Origin of the sequence: Aquicoccus sp. SU-CL01552 (assembly GCF_040365005.1) — a bacterium.
Lineage (GTDB): Bacteria > Pseudomonadota > Alphaproteobacteria > Rhodobacterales > Rhodobacteraceae > Antarcticimicrobium.
Genome location: NZ_BAABWV010000014.1, coordinates 65,771 through 82,950 on the forward strand (window position 1 = coordinate 65,771; position 17,180 = coordinate 82,950).

Consider the following 17,180-nt stretch of genomic DNA (forward strand, 5'->3'; position numbering starts at 1 on the left):
AATTGTACGGTTCGGCTTTGCGGTCGGTTCCGGCCGGAACCGGGGGCGAAACACGTCATGGACGGATGCGCCCTCATGGGGTACCCAACGCCCAGACCAAGCAAGGAACCCGACCAGATGTCCGCACATGGCACCCCGATCCCGATGAAGACCGCGGCCTCCGGCCCCCTGTCCGGTGTGGCCGAGGTGCCCGGCGACAAGTCGATCTCGCACCGGGCGCTGATCCTGGGTGCGATGGCGGTGGGAGAGACCCGGATCACCGGCTTGCTCGAGGGCGAGGATGTTCTGGACACCGCCAAGGCGATGCGTGCCTTTGGCGCCGAGGTGACGCGGGATGACGACGGCACATGGCATGTCCACGGCGTCGGCGTCGGTGGGTTTGCCGAGCCAACCCAAGTGATCGACTGCGGCAACTCGGGCACCGGCGTGCGGCTGATCATGGGGGCGATGGCGACCTGCCCGATCACCGCGACCTTTACCGGCGATGCCAGCTTGACCAAGCGGCCGATGGCGCGGGTGACCGATCCGCTGGCGCTGTTCGGAACGCGGGCGGTGGGGCGCGCGGGCGGGCGACTGCCGATGACGATCCAGGGCGCGACCGACCCGGTGCCGGTGCGCTATACCGTGCCGGTGCCCTCGGCGCAGGTGAAATCGGCGGTGCTGCTGGCCGGTCTCAATGCGCCGGGCCAGACGGTGGTGATCGAAAAGGAGGCCACCCGCGATCATACCGAACGGATGCTGGCCGGGTTCGGTGCCGAAGTCACGAGTGAACAGACTGACGAAAGCCGGGTGATCACCCTGACTGGCCAGCCCGAGCTGAAACCGCAGGTGATCGCGGTGCCGCGCGATCCGTCGAGCGCCGCCTTTCCGGTCTGTGCCGCGCTGATCGTTCCGGGCTCGGACGTGCTGGTGCCGGGCATCGGGTTGAACCCGACGCGGGCAGGCCTGTTTACCACCCTGCGCGAGATGGGCGCGGATCTGACCTATGAGAACGAGCGCGAAGAGGGCGGCGAGCCGGTGGCGGACCTGCGCGCGCGCTATTCGCCGGACATGAAGGGGATTCACGTGCCGCCCGAGCGCGCGGCGAGCATGATCGACGAATATCCGGTGCTTTCCGTCGTGGCGGCCTGTGCCAGTGGCAAGACACTGATGACCGGGGTGCGCGAGCTGCGGGTCAAGGAATCGGATCGCATCGAGGCGATGGCGACGGGGCTGCGCGCCTGCGGCGTTAGCGTCGAAGAGGGCGAGGACTGGTGGGAGGTCACCGGGCTGGGCGCGGGCAATGTGCCCGGCGGGGCGACCTGTGCCAGCCATCTCGACCACCGGATCGCCATGTCCTTCCTGGTGCTGGGGATGGCGGCGCAACAGCCGGTCGCGGTGGATGACGGCGGGCCGATCGCCACATCGTTCCCGGTGTTCGAGCCGCTGATGGCGGCGCTGGGGGCAAGGGTCGAGCGGACCGGATCGTGAGCCGGGCGCGGGTCGCATATTGGGCGGTCTTCGCCGCCGCACTGGCGGTCTACGGCGCGATGGTGGGCTGGACCCTGCCGGCGATTTCCCGCGATGCTGCCGGGTTGGCCCCGTTCGATATGCGTCCCATGGGCTACTCCGTGGCCGAGGCGCGGGCCTTTCTGGCGGCGCTGGGCGCCGAGGGTCGCGCGCTCTATCTCGGGCCGCAGCATGCGCTGGACCTCGTCTATCCGGCGCTGCTGGCCGTGGTGCTGATCGGTGCAGTCCGGGCGCTGATCGGGCCGCTATGGCTGCGTTGGGGGCTGAGCCTGCTGGCGCTGGGCGGCGTGGCGGCGGATTACCTGGAGAACGCGCGCGTGGGCGCCATGTTGCGTGACGACGGGATGCTGCCCGGGGCGGCGATCACGGCGGCAAGCCACGCCACGCAGGCCAAGGCGGGGCTGACCTCGGTGGTGATGCTGGCGGTCTGCGCCGGGCTTGCCCGGGCGGCATGGACAAAATGGAGAAAGACATGAGCGAACCGTTTACCGTGGCCATCGACGGGCCGGCGGCCTCGGGCAAGGGGACGATCTCGCGCGCGGTGGCAGAGCGTTTCGGCTTTGGCCATCTGGATACCGGGCTGTTGTACCGCGCGGTCGGGGTGAAGATGCTGGACGGGGTCGATCCGGTCGCGGCGGCGCAGGCCTTGTCGCGCGCGGACCTGGAGGACGAGGCCCGGCTGCGCGGGGCCGAGGCGGCGCAGGCCGCCAGCAAGGTCGCGGTGATCCCCGAGGTGCGCGCGGCGCTGGTCGATTTCCAGCGCGCCTTTGCCCGCAGGGCCGGGGGTGCGGTGCTGGACGGGCGCGATATCGGCACGGTGATCTGCCCGCAGGCAGAGGTGAAGCTGTTCGTCACGGCGAGTGCCGAGGTGCGGGCGCGCCGGCGGTACCTTGAACTGAAGGACAAGGGCAGCGACACCACCGAGGACGAGGTGCTGGCCGACGTGATCGCCCGCGACGAACGCGACAGCGAACGCGCCACCGCGCCGCTGCGCGCGGCCGAGGATGCGCTGCGTCTCGATACCTCACACCTGAGCATCGACGAGGCTGTCGCCGAGGCCGTGCGCGCGGTGGCGGCGAAATACAAGGCAAACTGAGGAGCAGGGATCATGAAACAGCGGACCATGGGCAGGAACGGCGCGACAACCTCGGCCATCGGCATCGGGGCGATGTCGTTCTCCAATTTCTACGGCCCCACCGACGAGGCGCGCAGCCATGCCATCCTGGATGCGGCGCTGGAGTTGGGGGTGAGCCATGTGGACACCTCGAACGTCTATGGCATGGGCAAGTCGGAAGAGACCATCGGCAGTTTCCTCAAGGCGCGGCCGGGCACGCGGGATCGCTTTCACATCGCCACCAAGGCGGGGATCGCGCGGGACGCCGAGGGCAACCGCTATTACGACAATTCGGCGGCGTATCTCGAGGCGGAGCTGGACAAGTCGTTGGCGCGGATGGGGATCGACTGTGTCGATCTGTTCTACATCCATCGCCGCGATGCGGACCTGCCGATCGAGGCGGCCACCGAGAACCTTGCCGCGCTGGTCAAGAAGGGCAAGGCACGCGCCATCGGGATATCGGAGATCGCGCCGAGCAGCCTGCGACGGGCGGCGGCGGTGCATCCGATCGCGGCGGTGCAGTCGGAGTATTCGCTGTCCACCCGCGCGCCGGAGCTGGGGCTGGTGCAGGCCTGTGCCGAGCTGGGCACGGCGTTGGTGGCGTTTTCGCCGGTGGGTCGGTCGCTGCTGACCGATCATCCGTTGCCGAAGGAGGTGATCCCGGAGCTGGGTTTCCTCAAGGCCAACCCGCGGTTCATGGAGCCGAACCTGACCGCCAACCTGGAGATCAGCGACGGGTTTCGGGCCCTGGCCGCCGAGATGGGCGCGCCGGCGGCGGCGGTGGCGATTGCCTGGCTGCTGCACCGGGGTGAGCACGTGATCCCGATCCCGGGCACCCGGTCGGTCGAGCATTTCCGCGAGTTGGTGGCGGGCTGCGACCTGGAACTGACGGCGGCGGACATGGACCGGATCGAACAGGTGCTGCCGGTGGGCTGGGCCCATGGCGACCGCTATAACGACAGCCAGTGGGTCGGACCCGAGCGGTACTGCTGACCCCGGGGCGCTCAGGGTGCGCTTGTCATTGCGCACCCTGTCATCCCCGCGAAAGCGGGGATCTCCTTCCGAGAGTGTCAGAGAAGGCCCCCGCTTTCGCGGGGGTGACAGGGCGCTGTGGCAAGGTGATGGCAAGACGCGACGCGCGGGGGGGCGGCGGCTGGGCGTAACCCTTGCTTTGGACCGCCCGGAGGTCAAATCGCTGTCATCCCCGCGCAGGCGGGGATCTCTTCCCGGAGGCGTCAGAGAAAGGCCCCCGCTTTCGCGGGGGTGACAGGGCAGGGAGGCTTTACGCCCCGACCTGATCGCGCAGCATGCGGCGCAGGATCTTGCCGGCGGCGGATTTCGGGATCTCGGAGACCACCTCCATCTTGCGTACCTGCTTGTAATGCGACAGCCGCCCTTCGAGATAACCCTGCAGGGTTTCCAGCGTCGGGTTGCTGCCCGGTGTGGGCACCACGAAGGCCATCGGCACCTCGCCCGCCTCGTCGTCGGGAAAGCCGATCACCGCCACGTCTGCGATCTCGTGGTGGGTGAGGATCTCGGCCTCCAGCTCGGCCGGGGCGACCTGGAAGCCCTTGTACTTGATCAGCTCCTTGAGCCGGTCGGTGACATAGAGATAGCCGTCCTCGTCGAAATGGCCGATGTCGCCGGTGCGCATCCAGCCGCCCCCGACGATGGTCTCGGCGGTGGCCTCCGGGTTGTTGAGATAGCCCTTCATCACCTGCGGGCCGCGCACCCAAAGCTCGCCATCCTGGCCCAGCGGCATGTCATCTCCGGTCTCGGGGTTGACGATGCGGCTCTCGGTGTTGGAGACGGTCACGCCCGAGGCGCCGGGCTTGCCCTTGCCCTGGGGCGAGACGTGGCTGACCGGGCTGAGTTCGGTCATGCCATAGCCCTGCGTCGCGGTGGCGCCCAGCCGCGCGCCCATCGCCTCGGCCACGTCGGCGCCGAGCGGCGCGGCGGCGGAGTTGATCTGCTCGATGAAGGACAGGTCGAATTTGTCCACCAGCGGATGCTTGGCCAGCGCCAGCGCCACCGGCGGCACGATCCAGAGCCGTGGCGTGCGGTGCCGGGCGCAGAGCGTCAGGAACTGTTCCAGGTCAAAGCGCGGCATCGTCACCAGCCCGCCGCCGGCGGCCAGGTAGATGTTCATCAGCACTTCGAGCCCGTAGATGTGAAAGAACGGCAGGAAGGCCACCGTCATCTCGCCCGCCTGCACGTTTGCGGGTTCCAGCGACTGGTCGATGTTCACGGCGAGGTTGCGATGGGTCAGCATGACCCCCTTGGGCAGGCCGGTGGTGCCCGAGGAATAGGGCAGGGCGACCACGTGTTCGGCGGTGTCGACCGGCGCCTGCTGCTCCAACGGCGCGCCCATCAGGTCGGAGAGCGGCATGACCCCCTCGGCCTCGCCGATCACGACGAGGTGCTGGACGTTGGTACCCTGGACCGCCTCGCGCGCGGTGTCGAGGAAGGGGGCCACCACCACGAGAATCCGTGCATCGGAATCGAGCAGCTGGTGCTTGACCTCATGGGCGGTATAGGTCGGGTTGATCGTGGTCACGGTGCCGCCCGCCCAGGCCGTGCCGTGGAATACAACGCAGTACTCGGGGATGTTCGGCGCCATCAGACCCAGCACCTGCCCGGCAAACCCGCGTTCGGTCAGCCCGCCGGCCAGCGATTTCACAGCGCCGATGAACTGCGCGCCGGTCATCTCGCGCCCCGAGGAGCCGTCGACCAGGATGGTGCGGTCGGGGTCGATTCCCCGGAACACCCGTTCAGTGACCGATTGCGTGGTGATGTCGACGTCCGAAAACGGGCTCTTGATGATTGTCATGTGAAGTCCTCCCGGGGGAATTTCTACATCCGGCGGGGGCTTTGCCAACCGGTTTTCCGGCGGTCGGCATGCCGCTGCCGGATGACGTTGCGGCGCGGGGGCGTGAAATGCCTCCCTCTTGCGCGACAGGGGCAAACCCCCTATAGAACGCACGTCGACAAGGGCGAAAATGCCCGCAAGCAGAGATATCGAGCAGGGTCGGGATGCACCGGCCCTCTTTGTTTTGCGGTTCGTCCTGACCAACGAAACCCCAAGACCGGCGGAGACAACCGCGCGGCCAGAAAAATGTGATCGCAAAGGAAACCGAGACCGAATGGCTCAAGACACATCCATGGAGGAATTCGAAGCCCTCCTGAACGAAAGCTTCGAAATGGACACGCCCGATGAGGGTACTGTCGTCAAGGGCAAGGTCATCGCCGTCGAGGCAGGCCAGGCCATCATCGACGTAGGCTACAAGATGGAAGGCCGCGTCGATCTGAAGGAATTCGCTAATCCCGGCGAGGCCCCCGAGATCGCTGTCGGCGACGAGGTCGAAGTCTATCTTCGCTCTGCCGAGAACGCCCGTGGCGAAGCCGTCATCTCGCGCGAGATGGCCCGCCGCGAAGAAGCCTGGGACCGCCTGGAAAAAGCCTATGCCGACGACCAGCGCGTCGAAGGCGCGATCTTTGGTCGGGTCAAGGGTGGCTTTACCGTCGATCTGGGTGGCGCAGTTGCGTTCCTGCCCGGTAGCCAGGTTGATGTGCGCCCCGTGCGCGACGCCGGCCCGCTGATGGGCCTCAAGCAGCCGTTCCAGATCCTGAAAATGGACCGTCGCCGTGGCAACATCGTCGTGTCGCGCCGCGCCATCCTGGAAGAGAGCCGCGCCGAACAGCGTGCCGAGGTCATCGCCAACCTGACCGAAGGTCAGACTGTCGACGGCGTGGTCAAGAACATCACCGAATACGGTGCGTTCGTCGACCTGGGCGGTGTTGACGGGCTGCTGCACGTCACCGACATGGCATGGCGCCGTGTGAACCACCCGTCGGAAATCCTGTCGATCGGCGAGACCGTCAAGGTTCAGGTCATCAAGATCAACAAGGAAACCCACCGTATCAGCCTGGGCATGAAGCAGCTGCAGGAAGATCCGTGGGATCTGGTCGGTGCCAAGTTCCCGCTGGGTTCGGTGCACAAGGGCCGCGTGACCAACATCACCGACTACGGCGCATTCGTCGAGCTGGAGCCGGGTGTCGAAGGCCTGGTCCACGTGTCGGAAATGTCCTGGACCAAGAAGAACGTGCATCCCGGCAAGATCGTTTCGACCAGCCAGGAAGTCGACGTCATGGTCCTGGAAATCGACCAGGCCAAGCGTCGCGTGTCGCTGGGTCTGAAACAGACCATGCGCAACCCGTGGGAGGTCTTTGCCGAGACCCATCCCGAGGGCACCGAGGTCGAGGGCGAGGTCAAGAACATCACCGAGTTCGGTCTGTTCATCGGTCTCGACGGCGACATCGACGGCATGGTTCACCTGTCGGACCTGTCGTGGGACGAGCGTGGCGAAGACGCGATCCAGAGCTACAAGAAGGGCGACATCGTCCAGGCCGTGGTTTCGGAAGTCGACGTCGAGAAAGAGCGTATCTCGCTGTCGATCAAGGCGCTGGGTGGCGACAAGTTCGCCGAGGCCGTGGGCGGCGTGAAGCGTGGCTCGATCATCACCGTGAACGTGACCGCGATCGAAGATGGCGGCATCGAGGTGGAATACGAGGGCATGAAGTCCTTCATCCGCCGTTCGGACCTGAGCCGCGACCGTGGCGAGCAGCGTCCTGACCGGTTCTCGGTCGGCGACAAGGTCGATGTGCGCGTGACCAACGTGGACAGCAAGACCCGCCGTCTGGGCCTGTCGATCAAGGCACGCGAGATCGCCGAAGAGAAGGAAGCTGTTCAACAGTACGGCAGCTCGGATTCGGGCGCCTCGCTGGGCGACATCCTTGGCGCCGCGCTGAAGGGCGACAACGACTGATCCGGAGGTTTTTTTCCGGTTTGAAACGGGGACGGGCTCCGGGCATTTTGCCCGGGGCCCGTTTCCTTTTCGGGCCCGCGGGGGCCGATTCGGGCCACCGTTTCCCATCCCGATCTGCAGTACTTCGCGCTTTGTCGGGGGGTGAATCCGGGGCGATGGGGCCGCATCCCGCCTGCCTGCGGCGAAATTCCCGTGTTAAATCCTGTACTTCCCGTTTCCGTATCGGATAATTCTGCCTATAGTCGATTGCACGCATCGCAGAATGCCTGCGCGTCTACCAACTGCGCCTTGGGAGGGCCCTCCATGATTCGGTCGGAACTGATCCAGAAGATTGCCGACGATAACCCGCATTTGTATCAGCGCGACGTCGAGCGCATCGTGAACACCGTGTTCGAAGAGGTGACCGAAGCGATGGCGCGCGGCGACCGGGTGGAGTTGCGCGGATTCGGCGCATTCTCGGTGAAAAAACGCGACGCGCGGATCGGTCGCAATCCCCGCACCGGCGAAACCGTGCATGTAGAGGAGAAATACGTTCCCTTCTTCAAGACGGGGAAACTTCTTCGGGATCGTCTGAACGGAAAAGCTGACTGATGCGCTATATTCGCTATGCATTCCTGGCTGTGCTGGGAATCGTGTTGATCTCTGTCTCTCTGGCCAATCGTGGCGCGGTGACGTTGAAACTGATGCCGGATGACATCGCCGCGCTGCTGGGCTGGAACCTCTCCACCTCGCTGCCGCTGTTCGTGGTGGCGCTGGGCGGCATCGCTGTCGGCCTCGTGCTCGGGTTCATCTGGGAATGGATGCGCGAACACAAGCATCGCCGCGAGGCCGGGCAGAAGCACCGCGAGGTCCGCAAGCTGGAGCGCGAGGTGACGCGGCTGAAGCGGGCCAAGTCCGAGGAAAAGGACGAGGTCCTGGCACTGCTGGACGAGGCGAGCTGAGGCCGCGCGCGCGATTCGCGCCGAATGCCGGTTTTCACCGGCCGGATTGCGGCCTAGATATCCCTCATGACAACTGACATCCGTGTGAAAATCTGCGGGCTGCGGCAAGCGGCCGATGTGCGGGCGGCAGCGGCGGCCGGGGCCGCCTATGTCGGCTTCGTGTTCTTTGCGAAATCGCCGCGCCACCTGGCGGTGGACGCCGCGGCGGCGCTGGCGCTGGAGGTGCCCGAGGGCATCTGCAAGGTGGCGCTGACGGTCGATGCCGACGAGGCCACGCTGGACGGGCTGGTCGAGGCGGTGCCGCTGGACATGTTGCAACTGCACGGGCGCGAAAGCCCCGAGCGGGTGGACGCGATCCGCGCCCGCTATGGGCTGCCGGTGATGAAGGCGGTGGGCGTGGCCGGCGAAGAGGACCTTGAGCGGATCGACCTTTATTCGCAGGTGGCCGACCAGCTTCTGATCGACGCCAAGCCGCCCAAGGGAGCGGATCTGCCGGGCGGCAACGGGCTGGCCTTCGACTGGCGGCTGCTGGCGGGGCGCAAGTACTGGCAGCGCCCCTGGATGCTGGCGGGCGGGCTGACCCCGGAGAACGTGGGCGAGGCGGTGCGCCTGACCGGGGCGCGGCAGGTGGATGTCTCCTCGGGGGTGGAAAGCGCACCGGGGGTGAAGGACGCGGGGCTGATCGAGGCCTTTGTTCGCGGCGCGCAGGCGTGAGGCGAATCCGCTGGAAATCGGGCCTTTGGCCTTTTATGCACGGCTGAAAGCAGGAAGGGACGCGCGATGGCCAACGATCTTTTCAACTCGTTCATGTCCGGGCCGGATGAAAAAGGCCGTTTCGGCATCTTCGGCGGACGGTTCGTCAGCGAAACGCTGATGCCGCTGATCCTGAGCCTTGAGGAAGAATACGAACGGGCCAAGACCGACCCGACCTTCTGGGCCGAGATGGACGACCTGTGGAAGAACTATGTCGGTCGCCCCAGCCCGCTGTATTTCGCCGAACGGCTGACCGATCACCTGGGCGGCGCCAAGATCTATCTCAAGCGCGACGAGCTGAACCATACCGGCGCCCACAAGATCAACAACGTGCTGGGCCAGATCCTGTTGGCGCGCCGCATGGGCAAGACCCGGATCATTGCCGAGACCGGCGCCGGGCAGCACGGCGTCGCCACGGCCACCGTTTGTGCCAAGTTCGGGCTGAAATGCGTGGTCTACATGGGCGCCCATGACGTGCAGCGGCAGTCGCCCAACGTGTTCCGCATGCGCCTGTTGGGGGCCGAGGTGATCCCGGTGACCTCTGGTCGCGGCACCCTCAAGGACGCGATGAACGATGCGCTGCGCGACTGGGTGACCAACGTGCGCGATACCTTCTATTGCATCGGCACGGTGGCCGGCCCGCACCCCTATCCGGCGATGGTCCGTGACTTCCAATCGGTGATCGGCAAGGAGGTGCGCTGGCAGTTGGCCGAGCAGGAGGGAGAGGGACGCCTGCCCGACACGGTGATCGCGGCGATTGGCGGCGGCTCGAACGCGATGGGCCTGTTCTATCCGTTCCTCGACGACAAGTCGGTGAACATCATCGGCGTCGAGGCCGGTGGCAAGGGCGTCAACCAGAAGATGGAGCATTGCGCCAGCCTCACCGGCGGGCGGCCCGGCGTGCTGCATGGCAACCGTACCTATCTGTTGCAGGACGACGACGGGCAGATCCTCGAAGGGTATTCGATCTCGGCCGGGCTGGATTACCCGGGCATCGGGCCGGAGCATTCCTGGCTGCACGAGGTCGGGCGGGCGCAATATGTCTCGATCACCGACAAGGAAGCCTTGGAGGCGTTCCAGCTGTCCTGTGCGCTGGAGGGAATCATCCCGGCGCTGGAGCCGAGCCATGCGCTGGCCCATGTGATGAAGATCGCGGGCGATCTGCCGCGCGAGCATATCATCGTGATGAACATGTGCGGGCGCGGCGACAAGGACATCTTTACCGTCGCCAAGCATCTGGGCTTTGACATGTCCGATACCGAGGGGCGCGAGGCGGACTGACTCAGTCGGCGGCGCAGTCGACCAGCACCGTCAGCGGCACCACTTCCAGCGCGCGAACATGGGTTGCATCCAGGTGCGCCCTGGGCGCGCAGCCCTCGTCATGGGCCTGCAGGAAGCGCGCGGCGCAGAGGCACCATGTATCGCCGGGTTTCAGCCCCGCAAAGCCGACCTCCGGGTGCGGCGTACTGAGATCGTTGCCGACGTATTTCGAAAAGGCGAGGAATTCGCCGGTCATCACCGCGCAGACGGTATGGCTGCCCCGGTCGGCGGTGCAGGTGTTGCAGTGGCCGTCGCGAAAGAACCCGGTCAGGGGTTCGAACGAGCAGGGGGTCAGGGTGCCGCCCAGGACATTGAGGCTTTCATCCGGTTTCATGTCGGCAGTCTACAGGCTTTGGGCGATTCTGCGGAACATTTCGAGGTTCTGTTCAAACGCGCCGGTGTCCCGGAACCGCCGGTCGGCGCCGGTGGCCACGATCAGCACCCCGGCGGGGCGGTCGATGTAGATGTACTGACCGTAGATGCCCCGCCCGAAGAACTCCCCGTCGTGGGCGTCGGAGGGGATCCACCACTGATAGCCATAGCGCGTCTTGCCGGGCGCGGTCGGGGCGCTGGGCGCGGTCGAGGCCGCGATCCAGTCGGCGGGAACCACTTGCGCGCCGCCGTATTCCCCGTCCTGCAGGATCATCTGGCCGAAGCGGGCGTAATCGCGGGTGGTGAAGTTCAGCCCGCCAAGGACAAAGGCCACCCCGGCGCCATCGGTGATGTAAAATCCGTCGCGTTCCAGCCCCAGCGGCGCCAGGATCTTTTCGGCCAGAAGCTCGGTCACGCTGCGTCCGGTGGCGCCGCGGATCACCATGCCGATCACATGGGTGTCGATCGAGACATATTGCCAGGTCGCGCCCGGATCGGCGAAACGGTCGGTGAAGCTGGCCGCGAAATCGTCCAAAGTGCCGCCAAGGGCAACCACCCGGCCCATCCGGTTGATGTCCGAGTTGAAGTCGAAATAATCCTCGTCGAAGGTCACGCCCGAGGCCATGTTCAGCACGTTGCGGATGCTGGCGCCATCATAGGCCGATCCGGTCAGCATCGGGGCGTATTTGGTGACCGGATCGTCGATGGAGGCGATCGCCCCCTCGTCCAGCAGCACGCCGAACAGCGCCGAGAGATAGCTTTTCGCAACTGACCACGAGATCCGGCGGTCGTCCGGGCCGGTGCCCTGGAAATACTCCTCGTAGCGGATCGCGCCCTCCTTCATCACCAGCAGGGAGGTAACCGCGCGCTCTTCCAGCCACCTTTCGGCGCCCTCGGGCAGGTCATGGGCGGCACCGTGCGGCAGGTCGCTGGGGGCGCCGGACCCGCGCGGCAGGGGCGCTGTGCGAAAGGCCCGGTCCATATGCGAGAAGTTCTGCACGATCCGGCCCTCGTCGAACAGCGTGTTGACCGCCCAGAGGCGCTGGATCTCTTCCCGCTTCCACAGGCCTACCACCACGGCGGCAAGTATCAGCGCCAGAAGAACCCGGCCCAGCCATTTTCCGAATGTACGCATCATGTCCCCCCGTTTTGCGCCATCTGAGCCGAACGGGGGCCACACGGCAAGGGGGAACGCGGGGAAACCCGGTCAGGCGCAGGCTGTGGGGGGGCGGCTCAGCGGAACCGGTCGACCAGTTTCTGCATCGGGCTTCGGGCGTCCTCGGCCGGTGGGCTGTCCGGCGTGGCGGGTTTGGCCGCGCCTGCCTTCGTCTCCGGCTTGGGCGTGGTCGAGGAGCGCGGCGGTGCGGTGCGCAGGGCGACCGCGTTCATGAACCGGCCCCCGTCGCCCGCGGCCAGGTGATCGGCGCCATCGGACAGCCCGCGCAGCACATCGTCGAGCCAGCCCTCGTCGGCCTTGGGGAAATCGCGCAGGACGTAGCCCGAGACCAGTTCCTTGCGGCCCGGGTGGCCGATGCCGAGGCGGACGCGGCGATAGGCCTCGCCGATGTGATCGTGGATCGAGCGCAGCCCGTTGTGGCCGGCATGGCCGCCGCCCTGTTTCACCCGTACCTTGCCCGGCGCGAGGTCAAGTTCGTCATGGAACACGGTGACATCGCCCGGCTCCAGCTTGTAGAAGCGCATCGCCTCGCCCACCGACTGGCCGGAGCGGTTCATGAAGGTCTCGGGTTTCAGTAGCAGCACCTTGTCGCCGCCCAGCCGCCCCTCGGCAATCTGGCCCTGGAACTTGGATTTCCACGGGCCGAACCCGTGGTCCCCGGCGATGCGGTCCAGCGCCATGAAGCCGATGTTGTGCCGGTTGTGCGCGTATTTCGCGCCCGGGTTTCCAAGGCCGACAAAGAGTTGCATCGCATCCCTCGCAGGTGAACAGGTGGCCCCTACATGCCCGGAAACCGGCGCGGAATCCAGAGCGGGGAGGATGGCGCAAACGAAAACGGGGCCCCGAAGGACCCCGTTTCCAAATGCGGTGCGAGAGGAATTATTCCTCGGCGGCTGCCTCGACCTCTTCGCCTTCGCCCTCGTCCTCGTTGTCGGAGGAGCGCAGGCCCGACGGGGCCGAGATATTGGCGATGACAAAGTCGCGGTCGATGGTCGGCTTGCTGCCCTTCGGCAGGTCGATCGCGGAGATCGTCACGGTATCGCCGACGTTCAGACCGGTCAGATCGACGGTCAGTTTTTCGGGGATATCGCCAGCGGTCACCATCAGTTCGACCTCGGGGCGCACAACGGTCAGAACGCCGCCCTTCTTGATGCCGGGGGCTTCCTCTTCGTTGAGGAACTCGACCGGGATGAAGAGGTTGATCTTCGAGTTGCGGTGCAGGCGCATCAGGTCGAGGTGCGTGGGCAGGTCCTTGACCACGTCACGCTGCACGTCGCGGCAGATCACGCGCACGTCGTCGTGCCCGTCAACCTTGAGGTTGAACAGGGTCGACTTGAACCGGCCTGCGCGCAGCTTCTTCAACAGCTCGTTGAACGGAATCTGGATCGGGAGCGGATCGCTTTCGCCACCGAATACAACACCCGGAACCATACCGGCGCGGCGCGCCTGACGAGCGGCGCCCTTGCCTGTCCCCGTCCGTTCCTGGGCTACGAGATCAGGAATCTCACCAGCCATGATATTTCTCCAATATAAGGGCGGGGCTCCTCCAAGGCTGTAGCCCCGCGTGAAGTCGCGCGTATAGACGAGATGGCCCGCGAGGGAAAGGGGGATTCTCGCCCGCACCTGCCGGCGCCGACGGCGGCTAGTCCAGCACCGTGCGCAGGTGCCCGCCGGCCTCGTTCACCCGGTCGTAGAGCGCGAACTCCTCGGCCCGCGCGGCCCGCAGCCGTTTGCGCAGGTCGGGGTCGAGCGGGGCCTCGGCCGGGGGCGAGACGTTCTTGCGCCCAAGCTCCACCGGTGCGCCGAAACGCTCTTCGAGAAAGCGCAGCAGCAGCGGCTGGCTCTCGTAGGCGAAGAGGTGGTGCACCAGAAGCTCGCGCCGGGCCGAGGTGAGAAAGCGGAACTGGCTGCCGATCCGCGCGTGCCGGGGGGGATCGTCGCGGATCACGTCGCGGACGAAATCGTCAAAGCTCATGGTATCGGTCGCCGCCTCGCGGTCCTCGAGTCGGGCGCGGGTGCGGTACTTGTACCAGCTTCGGATCTGGTCCTCGGGGTCGCGGATCACAGCCAGACGTTCCGGGGTCAGGCCAAAGGCCGATTTCAGGAACGGTGCAATCTGGTTGTGAAACCGCTGCGCGGTGATGTGCTTGCGCTGCTTGGAAAAGGCGATGTCGGCGCGCGACCGCAGCGCCACCTCCAGCGCGGTGGTGCCGGTTTTCGGCACCGCCAGGAACGCCAGCGTCTGCTCGGAGAAGACCAGCAAGGGCTCAGCCCTGCCAGCGTCCGCCGAAATCCTCCGGCACCAGCAGGTTGTGCCGGCCCAGCTCGGTCACCTTGCGTTCGCCGCAGAGTGCCATGGTGGTGTCCAGTTCCCTCTGGATCACCTCGAGCGCGGTTGTTACCCCCTGTTGCCCCATCGCGCCCAGCCCGTAGACGAACGCGCGGCCGATCATGGTGCCATTGGCCCCCAGCGCCATCGCCTTCAACACGTCCTGCCCCGAGCGGATGCCGCTGTCGAGAAAGACCTCGGTGTCGCCGCCGACCGCGTCGAGGATCTCGGGCAGCACGCGGATGGAACTCAGCGCGCCGTCGAGCTGCCGGCCGCCGTGGTTCGACACCACGATCGCGTCGGCGCCCAGCTTGGCCGCCATCTTCGCGTCCTCGGCGTCGAGGATGCCCTTGAGGATCACCTTGCCGCCCCATTGCTCCATCAGCTTCTCGATCTTGCCCCAGTCGAGGGTCGGATCGAATTGCTCGGCGGTCCAGGCGCCGAGTTGCGAGGCATCCGAGACGCCCTTCACATGGCCGACGATATTGCCGAAATGGCGGCGCTTGGCCCCCAGCATCCCGATCCCCCAGCGCCACTTGGTGGCGAGGTTGGCGATGGTCGCGGGCGTGAGTTTCGGCGGGGCGGAGAGGCCGTTCTTCAGGTCCTTGTGACGCTGGCCAAGAATTTGCAGGTCGAGCGTGATCACCAGCGCCGAGCACCGCGCATCTTTGGCGCGCTGGATCAGGCGGCGGACGTAATCCTCGTCCTTCATGGTGTAGAGCTGGAACCAGAACGGCTGGCGGGTGTACTCGGCGACGTCCTCGATCGAGTTGATCGACATGGTCGAGAGCGTGAAGGGCACCCCGAAGTCATGCGCCGCCTTGGCCGCCTTCATCTCGCCGTCGGCGTGCTGCATCCCGGTCAGCCCGACCGGCGCGAGCGCGACCGGCATCGTCACGTCCTGGCCGATCATCTGGCTGGCGGTGGAGCGGCCCGACATGTCAACGGCGACCCGCTGGCGCAGGCGGATCTGGTCGAAGTCGGAGACGTTGTCGCGAAAGGTCTGCTCGGTCCAGCTGCCACTTTCGCAATAGTCGTAGAACATGCGCGGGACGCGGCGATGATAGATGCGCTTGAGGTCCTCGATATTGGTGATCACCGGCATGACGCGCGTCCCCTTTGGCCAACTCACTGGTCAGGATTGGTTACCAATGCGCGCGGAAATAGACAATGCGGCAATTGGATGGGGCGCGATGCACGGCCCGACCGGGGCCGGATCGCCACGCGCAGCGCGGTGTTCAGCCGGCCGTCGGTTCAGATCGTTTCGACCTTGCCCCGATAGACCGCGACGATGTGGTTGTCGGCGGCGGCAGCCAGCGCGGCAATCTCGCGCTGCTGGTCCTCGCTCAGAACGCCCCCGTCCGGGGCGGCGGCGATCGCCGAGAGGGCCTGGTCGCGGGCCACCTCGAAGGCGCCGCGGCGGCCCGATGCCTCGTAATCGTCGCGGCCCATCCGCTGAAACACCCGAGGGGTGAACTGGTCGCGGCAACCGGTCACGGTGTGATCGCTGTCAAGGAAATGCCCGCCAACGCGGATCTGGCGCATCTCGTCCCAGTTGAGCGCCGCCTCGCTGATCTCCGGCACACGGAGGAAGCGGCGGATCATCGCACCGACCTCGTTGTCGAGCACCGCCTGCACCGGGCTGAACACGGTGGCGCATTCCAGCTGTCCGACCCCGCCGAGGATATCGGCGCCGCTCAGCGCCACGGTCTGCATCAGCAGCGCGCGCTCGGCCATCGACTGGTGGTCGGCGTCGGGCGTGTCGGACCCGGACCCGTAGGTATGGGCCAAAAGGCCGAAGCCCTGCTTGACCATCTGGATCGACAGGCTGGCGGCCTGCATCGCCTCGACGCTGGCCTGCAGCGCGCTGCCGGTGCGCATGTCGAGCGCGAACATCAGTGGCGTGGCGATCACCGGCAGGCCGGGGGACAGGACATGCGCCATCGTCACCATGCCGACGATCTCGGCCACCGCCATCAGCGCAAGACCGGCCACTGACAAGGGCGCGGTGCCCCCGGCGGAGGGCAGCGAGCAGGCATGCACCGGCACCCCGTAGCGGCCGCATTGCAGGATCACCTCGGTATCCATGTGTTTGAATTCCAGCGGCGAGAAGGAACAGGTGATCGTGCTGGTCGAGGGGTGGGCACGCAAGGCGTCCTCACCCCCGGCGGCAATGGCGGCGATCCTCAGGAGATAGTCGATGTTTTCCTTTTGATAGGGCTGCATCCAGACGTGCTTGTCGGTGTGCCCGGTGATGCGGGCATAGGAATGGATATCCGCCGTCACCTCCGGCACGCCGTGCACGAAGGGGTGCGCGATGAAGCCGACCTGGTCGAGGGTGTCAGCCACGGCGGCGATCTCGCCCACGGCACGCAGGTCCATGTTGCGATAGCTGGCGTCGCGCGGATCGACATAGCCATGCGCCCCGGTGCCGGTGCGCAGGACAAAGCCGTGATCCGCGCGCGGCAGGTCGATGTCGCGGGCGCGGGTCTTGCCGCACAGCCGCGCGCTCTTGGGCGTGGCGGCCAGCGCCTCTTCGATCAGCGCGCGGGGCAGGCGCAGCCGGCCGGCCTCGGCCCCCTCGCGCGCGCCGGCGGCGATCAACGCGGCCTTGGCGGCGGGATGCACGATCATCACGCCGTAACCTTCCAGCAGGCTCAGGGCGCGCGCCTTGAGAAACTCCATCCGGTCGCTGTCGAGAAACCCGAACCCGGCGCGCGGGCCGATCACATGTTCAAGCGAAAAGGCATCCGCGGCGGCGCGGCTGACCGGCGGGTTGTTGCGGCCACGGCGGCGGCGCGGGGTCTGGGGGTTGCTCTCGGCCATATCTGATCCTCTC

At 66.4% G+C, this 17,180-nt stretch carries 17 protein-coding genes; 9 read left to right on the forward strand and 8 right to left on the reverse strand.

What is annotated here, in order from left to right; translation table 11 throughout:
• Positions 1-117: 117 nt before the first annotated feature.
• The 4 genes from aroA to ABWV23_RS15800 are packed head-to-tail and all read left to right on the forward strand — an operon-like array spanning position 118 to position 3,616.
• On the forward strand, positions 118-1,470 hold the full coding sequence (aroA, locus tag ABWV23_RS15785) for a 3-phosphoshikimate 1-carboxyvinyltransferase (RefSeq protein ID WP_353349466.1): 1,353 nt from the start codon (positions 118-120) through the stop codon (positions 1,468-1,470).
• Entirely contained in the window at positions 1,467-1,985 is a 519-nt protein-coding gene (locus ABWV23_RS15790; protein WP_353349468.1) for a hypothetical protein, read from the forward strand. Before aroA ends, ABWV23_RS15790 begins: the two co-directional genes overlap by 4 nt.
• Positions 1,982-2,605 (forward strand): (d)CMP kinase, encoded by a 624-nt coding sequence (gene cmk, locus ABWV23_RS15795; protein WP_353349470.1) that lies wholly within the window; start codon positions 1,982-1,984, stop codon positions 2,603-2,605. The genes ABWV23_RS15790 and cmk overlap by 4 nt, the downstream gene beginning before the upstream one ends.
• 12 nt (positions 2,606-2,617) lie before the next feature.
• Entirely contained in the window at positions 2,618-3,616 is a 999-nt protein-coding gene (locus ABWV23_RS15800) for an aldo/keto reductase (protein ID WP_353349472.1), read from the forward strand.
• 289 nt (positions 3,617-3,905) lie between these two features.
• On the opposite strand, the gene ABWV23_RS15805 is transcribed toward ABWV23_RS15800, so the two are convergent.
• A complete protein-coding gene (locus ABWV23_RS15805) occupies positions 3,906-5,453 on the reverse strand; it encodes an AMP-binding protein (RefSeq protein WP_353349474.1) in 1,548 nt (515 codons plus the stop codon).
• Positions 5,454-5,622: 169 nt separating this feature from the next.
• Here ABWV23_RS15805 and rpsA point away from each other — a divergent pair, with 169 nt between their 5' ends.
• The 5 genes from rpsA to trpB all read left to right on the forward strand — a co-directional run bounded on the left by rpsA (position 5,623) and on the right by trpB (position 10,424).
• Entirely contained in the window at positions 5,623-7,449 is a 1,827-nt protein-coding gene (gene rpsA, locus ABWV23_RS15810; RefSeq protein WP_353349476.1) for a 30S ribosomal protein S1, read from the forward strand.
• A gap of 303 nt (positions 7,450-7,752) precedes the next feature.
• Positions 7,753-8,040: an integration host factor subunit beta gene (ihfB, locus tag ABWV23_RS15815; RefSeq protein ID WP_353349478.1), complete on the forward strand. Its 288-nt coding sequence runs from the start codon at positions 7,753-7,755 to the stop codon at positions 8,038-8,040.
• Complete coding sequence (locus tag ABWV23_RS15820; RefSeq protein WP_353349480.1) at positions 8,040-8,390, forward strand: LapA family protein; 351 nt, start codon at positions 8,040-8,042, stop codon at positions 8,388-8,390. Before ihfB ends, ABWV23_RS15820 begins: the two co-directional genes overlap by 1 nt.
• Positions 8,391-8,456: 66 nt before the next feature.
• Positions 8,457-9,104, forward strand: a complete 648-nt coding sequence (locus ABWV23_RS15825) for a phosphoribosylanthranilate isomerase (protein WP_353349482.1) — start codon at positions 8,457-8,459, stop codon at positions 9,102-9,104.
• Between the two features lie 66 nt (positions 9,105-9,170).
• Positions 9,171-10,424: a tryptophan synthase subunit beta gene (gene trpB, locus ABWV23_RS15830; RefSeq protein WP_353349484.1), complete on the forward strand. Its 1,254-nt coding sequence runs from the start codon at positions 9,171-9,173 to the stop codon at positions 10,422-10,424.
• Position 10,425: 1 nt separating this feature from the next.
• Here the strand turns inward: trpB and ABWV23_RS15835 are convergent, their stop codons facing one another.
• The 7 genes from ABWV23_RS15835 to ABWV23_RS15865 all read right to left on the reverse strand — a co-directional run bounded on the left by ABWV23_RS15835 (position 10,426) and on the right by ABWV23_RS15865 (position 17,167).
• Positions 10,426-10,797 (reverse strand): DUF2237 family protein, encoded by a 372-nt coding sequence (locus ABWV23_RS15835; protein WP_353349486.1) that lies wholly within the window; start codon positions 10,795-10,797, stop codon positions 10,426-10,428.
• Positions 10,798-10,806: 9 nt separating this feature from the next.
• Entirely contained in the window at positions 10,807-11,970 is a 1,164-nt protein-coding gene (locus tag ABWV23_RS15840; protein WP_353349656.1) for a serine hydrolase domain-containing protein, read from the reverse strand.
• A 98-nt stretch (positions 11,971-12,068) separates the two neighbouring features.
• Positions 12,069-12,761, reverse strand: coding sequence for an aminoacyl-tRNA hydrolase (gene pth / locus ABWV23_RS15845; protein WP_353349488.1), 693 nt, complete (start codon positions 12,759-12,761; stop codon positions 12,069-12,071).
• A 130-nt stretch (positions 12,762-12,891) separates the two neighbouring features.
• Positions 12,892-13,527 (reverse strand): 50S ribosomal protein L25/general stress protein Ctc, encoded by a 636-nt coding sequence (locus ABWV23_RS15850; RefSeq protein ID WP_353349490.1) that lies wholly within the window; start codon positions 13,525-13,527, stop codon positions 12,892-12,894.
• Positions 13,528-13,654: 127 nt separating this feature from the next.
• A complete protein-coding gene (locus ABWV23_RS15855; protein ID WP_353349492.1) occupies positions 13,655-14,275 on the reverse strand; it encodes a hypothetical protein in 621 nt (206 codons plus the stop codon).
• Between the two features lie 4 nt (positions 14,276-14,279).
• Positions 14,280-15,446, reverse strand: coding sequence for an alpha-hydroxy acid oxidase (locus ABWV23_RS15860; RefSeq protein ID WP_353349494.1), 1,167 nt, complete (start codon positions 15,444-15,446; stop codon positions 14,280-14,282).
• Between the two features lie 149 nt (positions 15,447-15,595).
• The gene (locus ABWV23_RS15865) at positions 15,596-17,167 is read right to left on the reverse strand and encodes a trimethylamine methyltransferase family protein (protein WP_353349496.1); all 1,572 of its coding nucleotides are present in this window, start codon (positions 17,165-17,167) and stop codon (positions 15,596-15,598) included.
• Positions 17,168-17,180 lie beyond the last annotated feature (13 nt).

Coding starts and splice junctions, on each gene's coding strand:
- ABWV23_RS15825 (WP_353349482.1), top strand. CDS start 8,457: ATGACAACTGACATCCGTGTGAAAATCTGCGGGCTGCGGCAAGCGGCC.
- ABWV23_RS15835 (WP_353349486.1), bottom strand. CDS start 10,797: ATGAAACCGGATGAAAGCCTCAATGTCCTGGGCGGCACCCTGACCCCC.
- pth (WP_353349488.1), bottom strand. CDS start 12,761: ATGCAACTCTTTGTCGGCCTTGGAAACCCGGGCGCGAAATACGCGCAC.
- trpB (WP_353349484.1), top strand. CDS start 9,171: ATGGCCAACGATCTTTTCAACTCGTTCATGTCCGGGCCGGATGAAAAA.
- aroA (WP_353349466.1), top strand. CDS start 118: ATGTCCGCACATGGCACCCCGATCCCGATGAAGACCGCGGCCTCCGGC.
- ABWV23_RS15850 (WP_353349490.1), bottom strand. CDS start 13,527: ATGGCTGGTGAGATTCCTGATCTCGTAGCCCAGGAACGGACGGGGACA.
- rpsA (WP_353349476.1), top strand. CDS start 5,623: ATGCCCGCAAGCAGAGATATCGAGCAGGGTCGGGATGCACCGGCCCTC.
- ABWV23_RS15865 (WP_353349496.1), bottom strand. CDS start 17,167: ATGGCCGAGAGCAACCCCCAGACCCCGCGCCGCCGCCGTGGCCGCAAC.
- ABWV23_RS15840 (WP_353349656.1), bottom strand. CDS start 11,970: ATGCGTACATTCGGAAAATGGCTGGGCCGGGTTCTTCTGGCGCTGATA.
- ABWV23_RS15860 (WP_353349494.1), bottom strand. CDS start 15,446: ATGCCGGTGATCACCAATATCGAGGACCTCAAGCGCATCTATCATCGC.
- ihfB (WP_353349478.1), top strand. CDS start 7,753: ATGATTCGGTCGGAACTGATCCAGAAGATTGCCGACGATAACCCGCAT.
- ABWV23_RS15805 (WP_353349474.1), bottom strand. CDS start 5,453: ATGACAATCATCAAGAGCCCGTTTTCGGACGTCGACATCACCACGCAA.
- ABWV23_RS15820 (WP_353349480.1), top strand. CDS start 8,040: ATGCGCTATATTCGCTATGCATTCCTGGCTGTGCTGGGAATCGTGTTG.
- cmk (WP_353349470.1), top strand. CDS start 1,982: ATGAGCGAACCGTTTACCGTGGCCATCGACGGGCCGGCGGCCTCGGGC.
- ABWV23_RS15800 (WP_353349472.1), top strand. CDS start 2,618: ATGAAACAGCGGACCATGGGCAGGAACGGCGCGACAACCTCGGCCATC.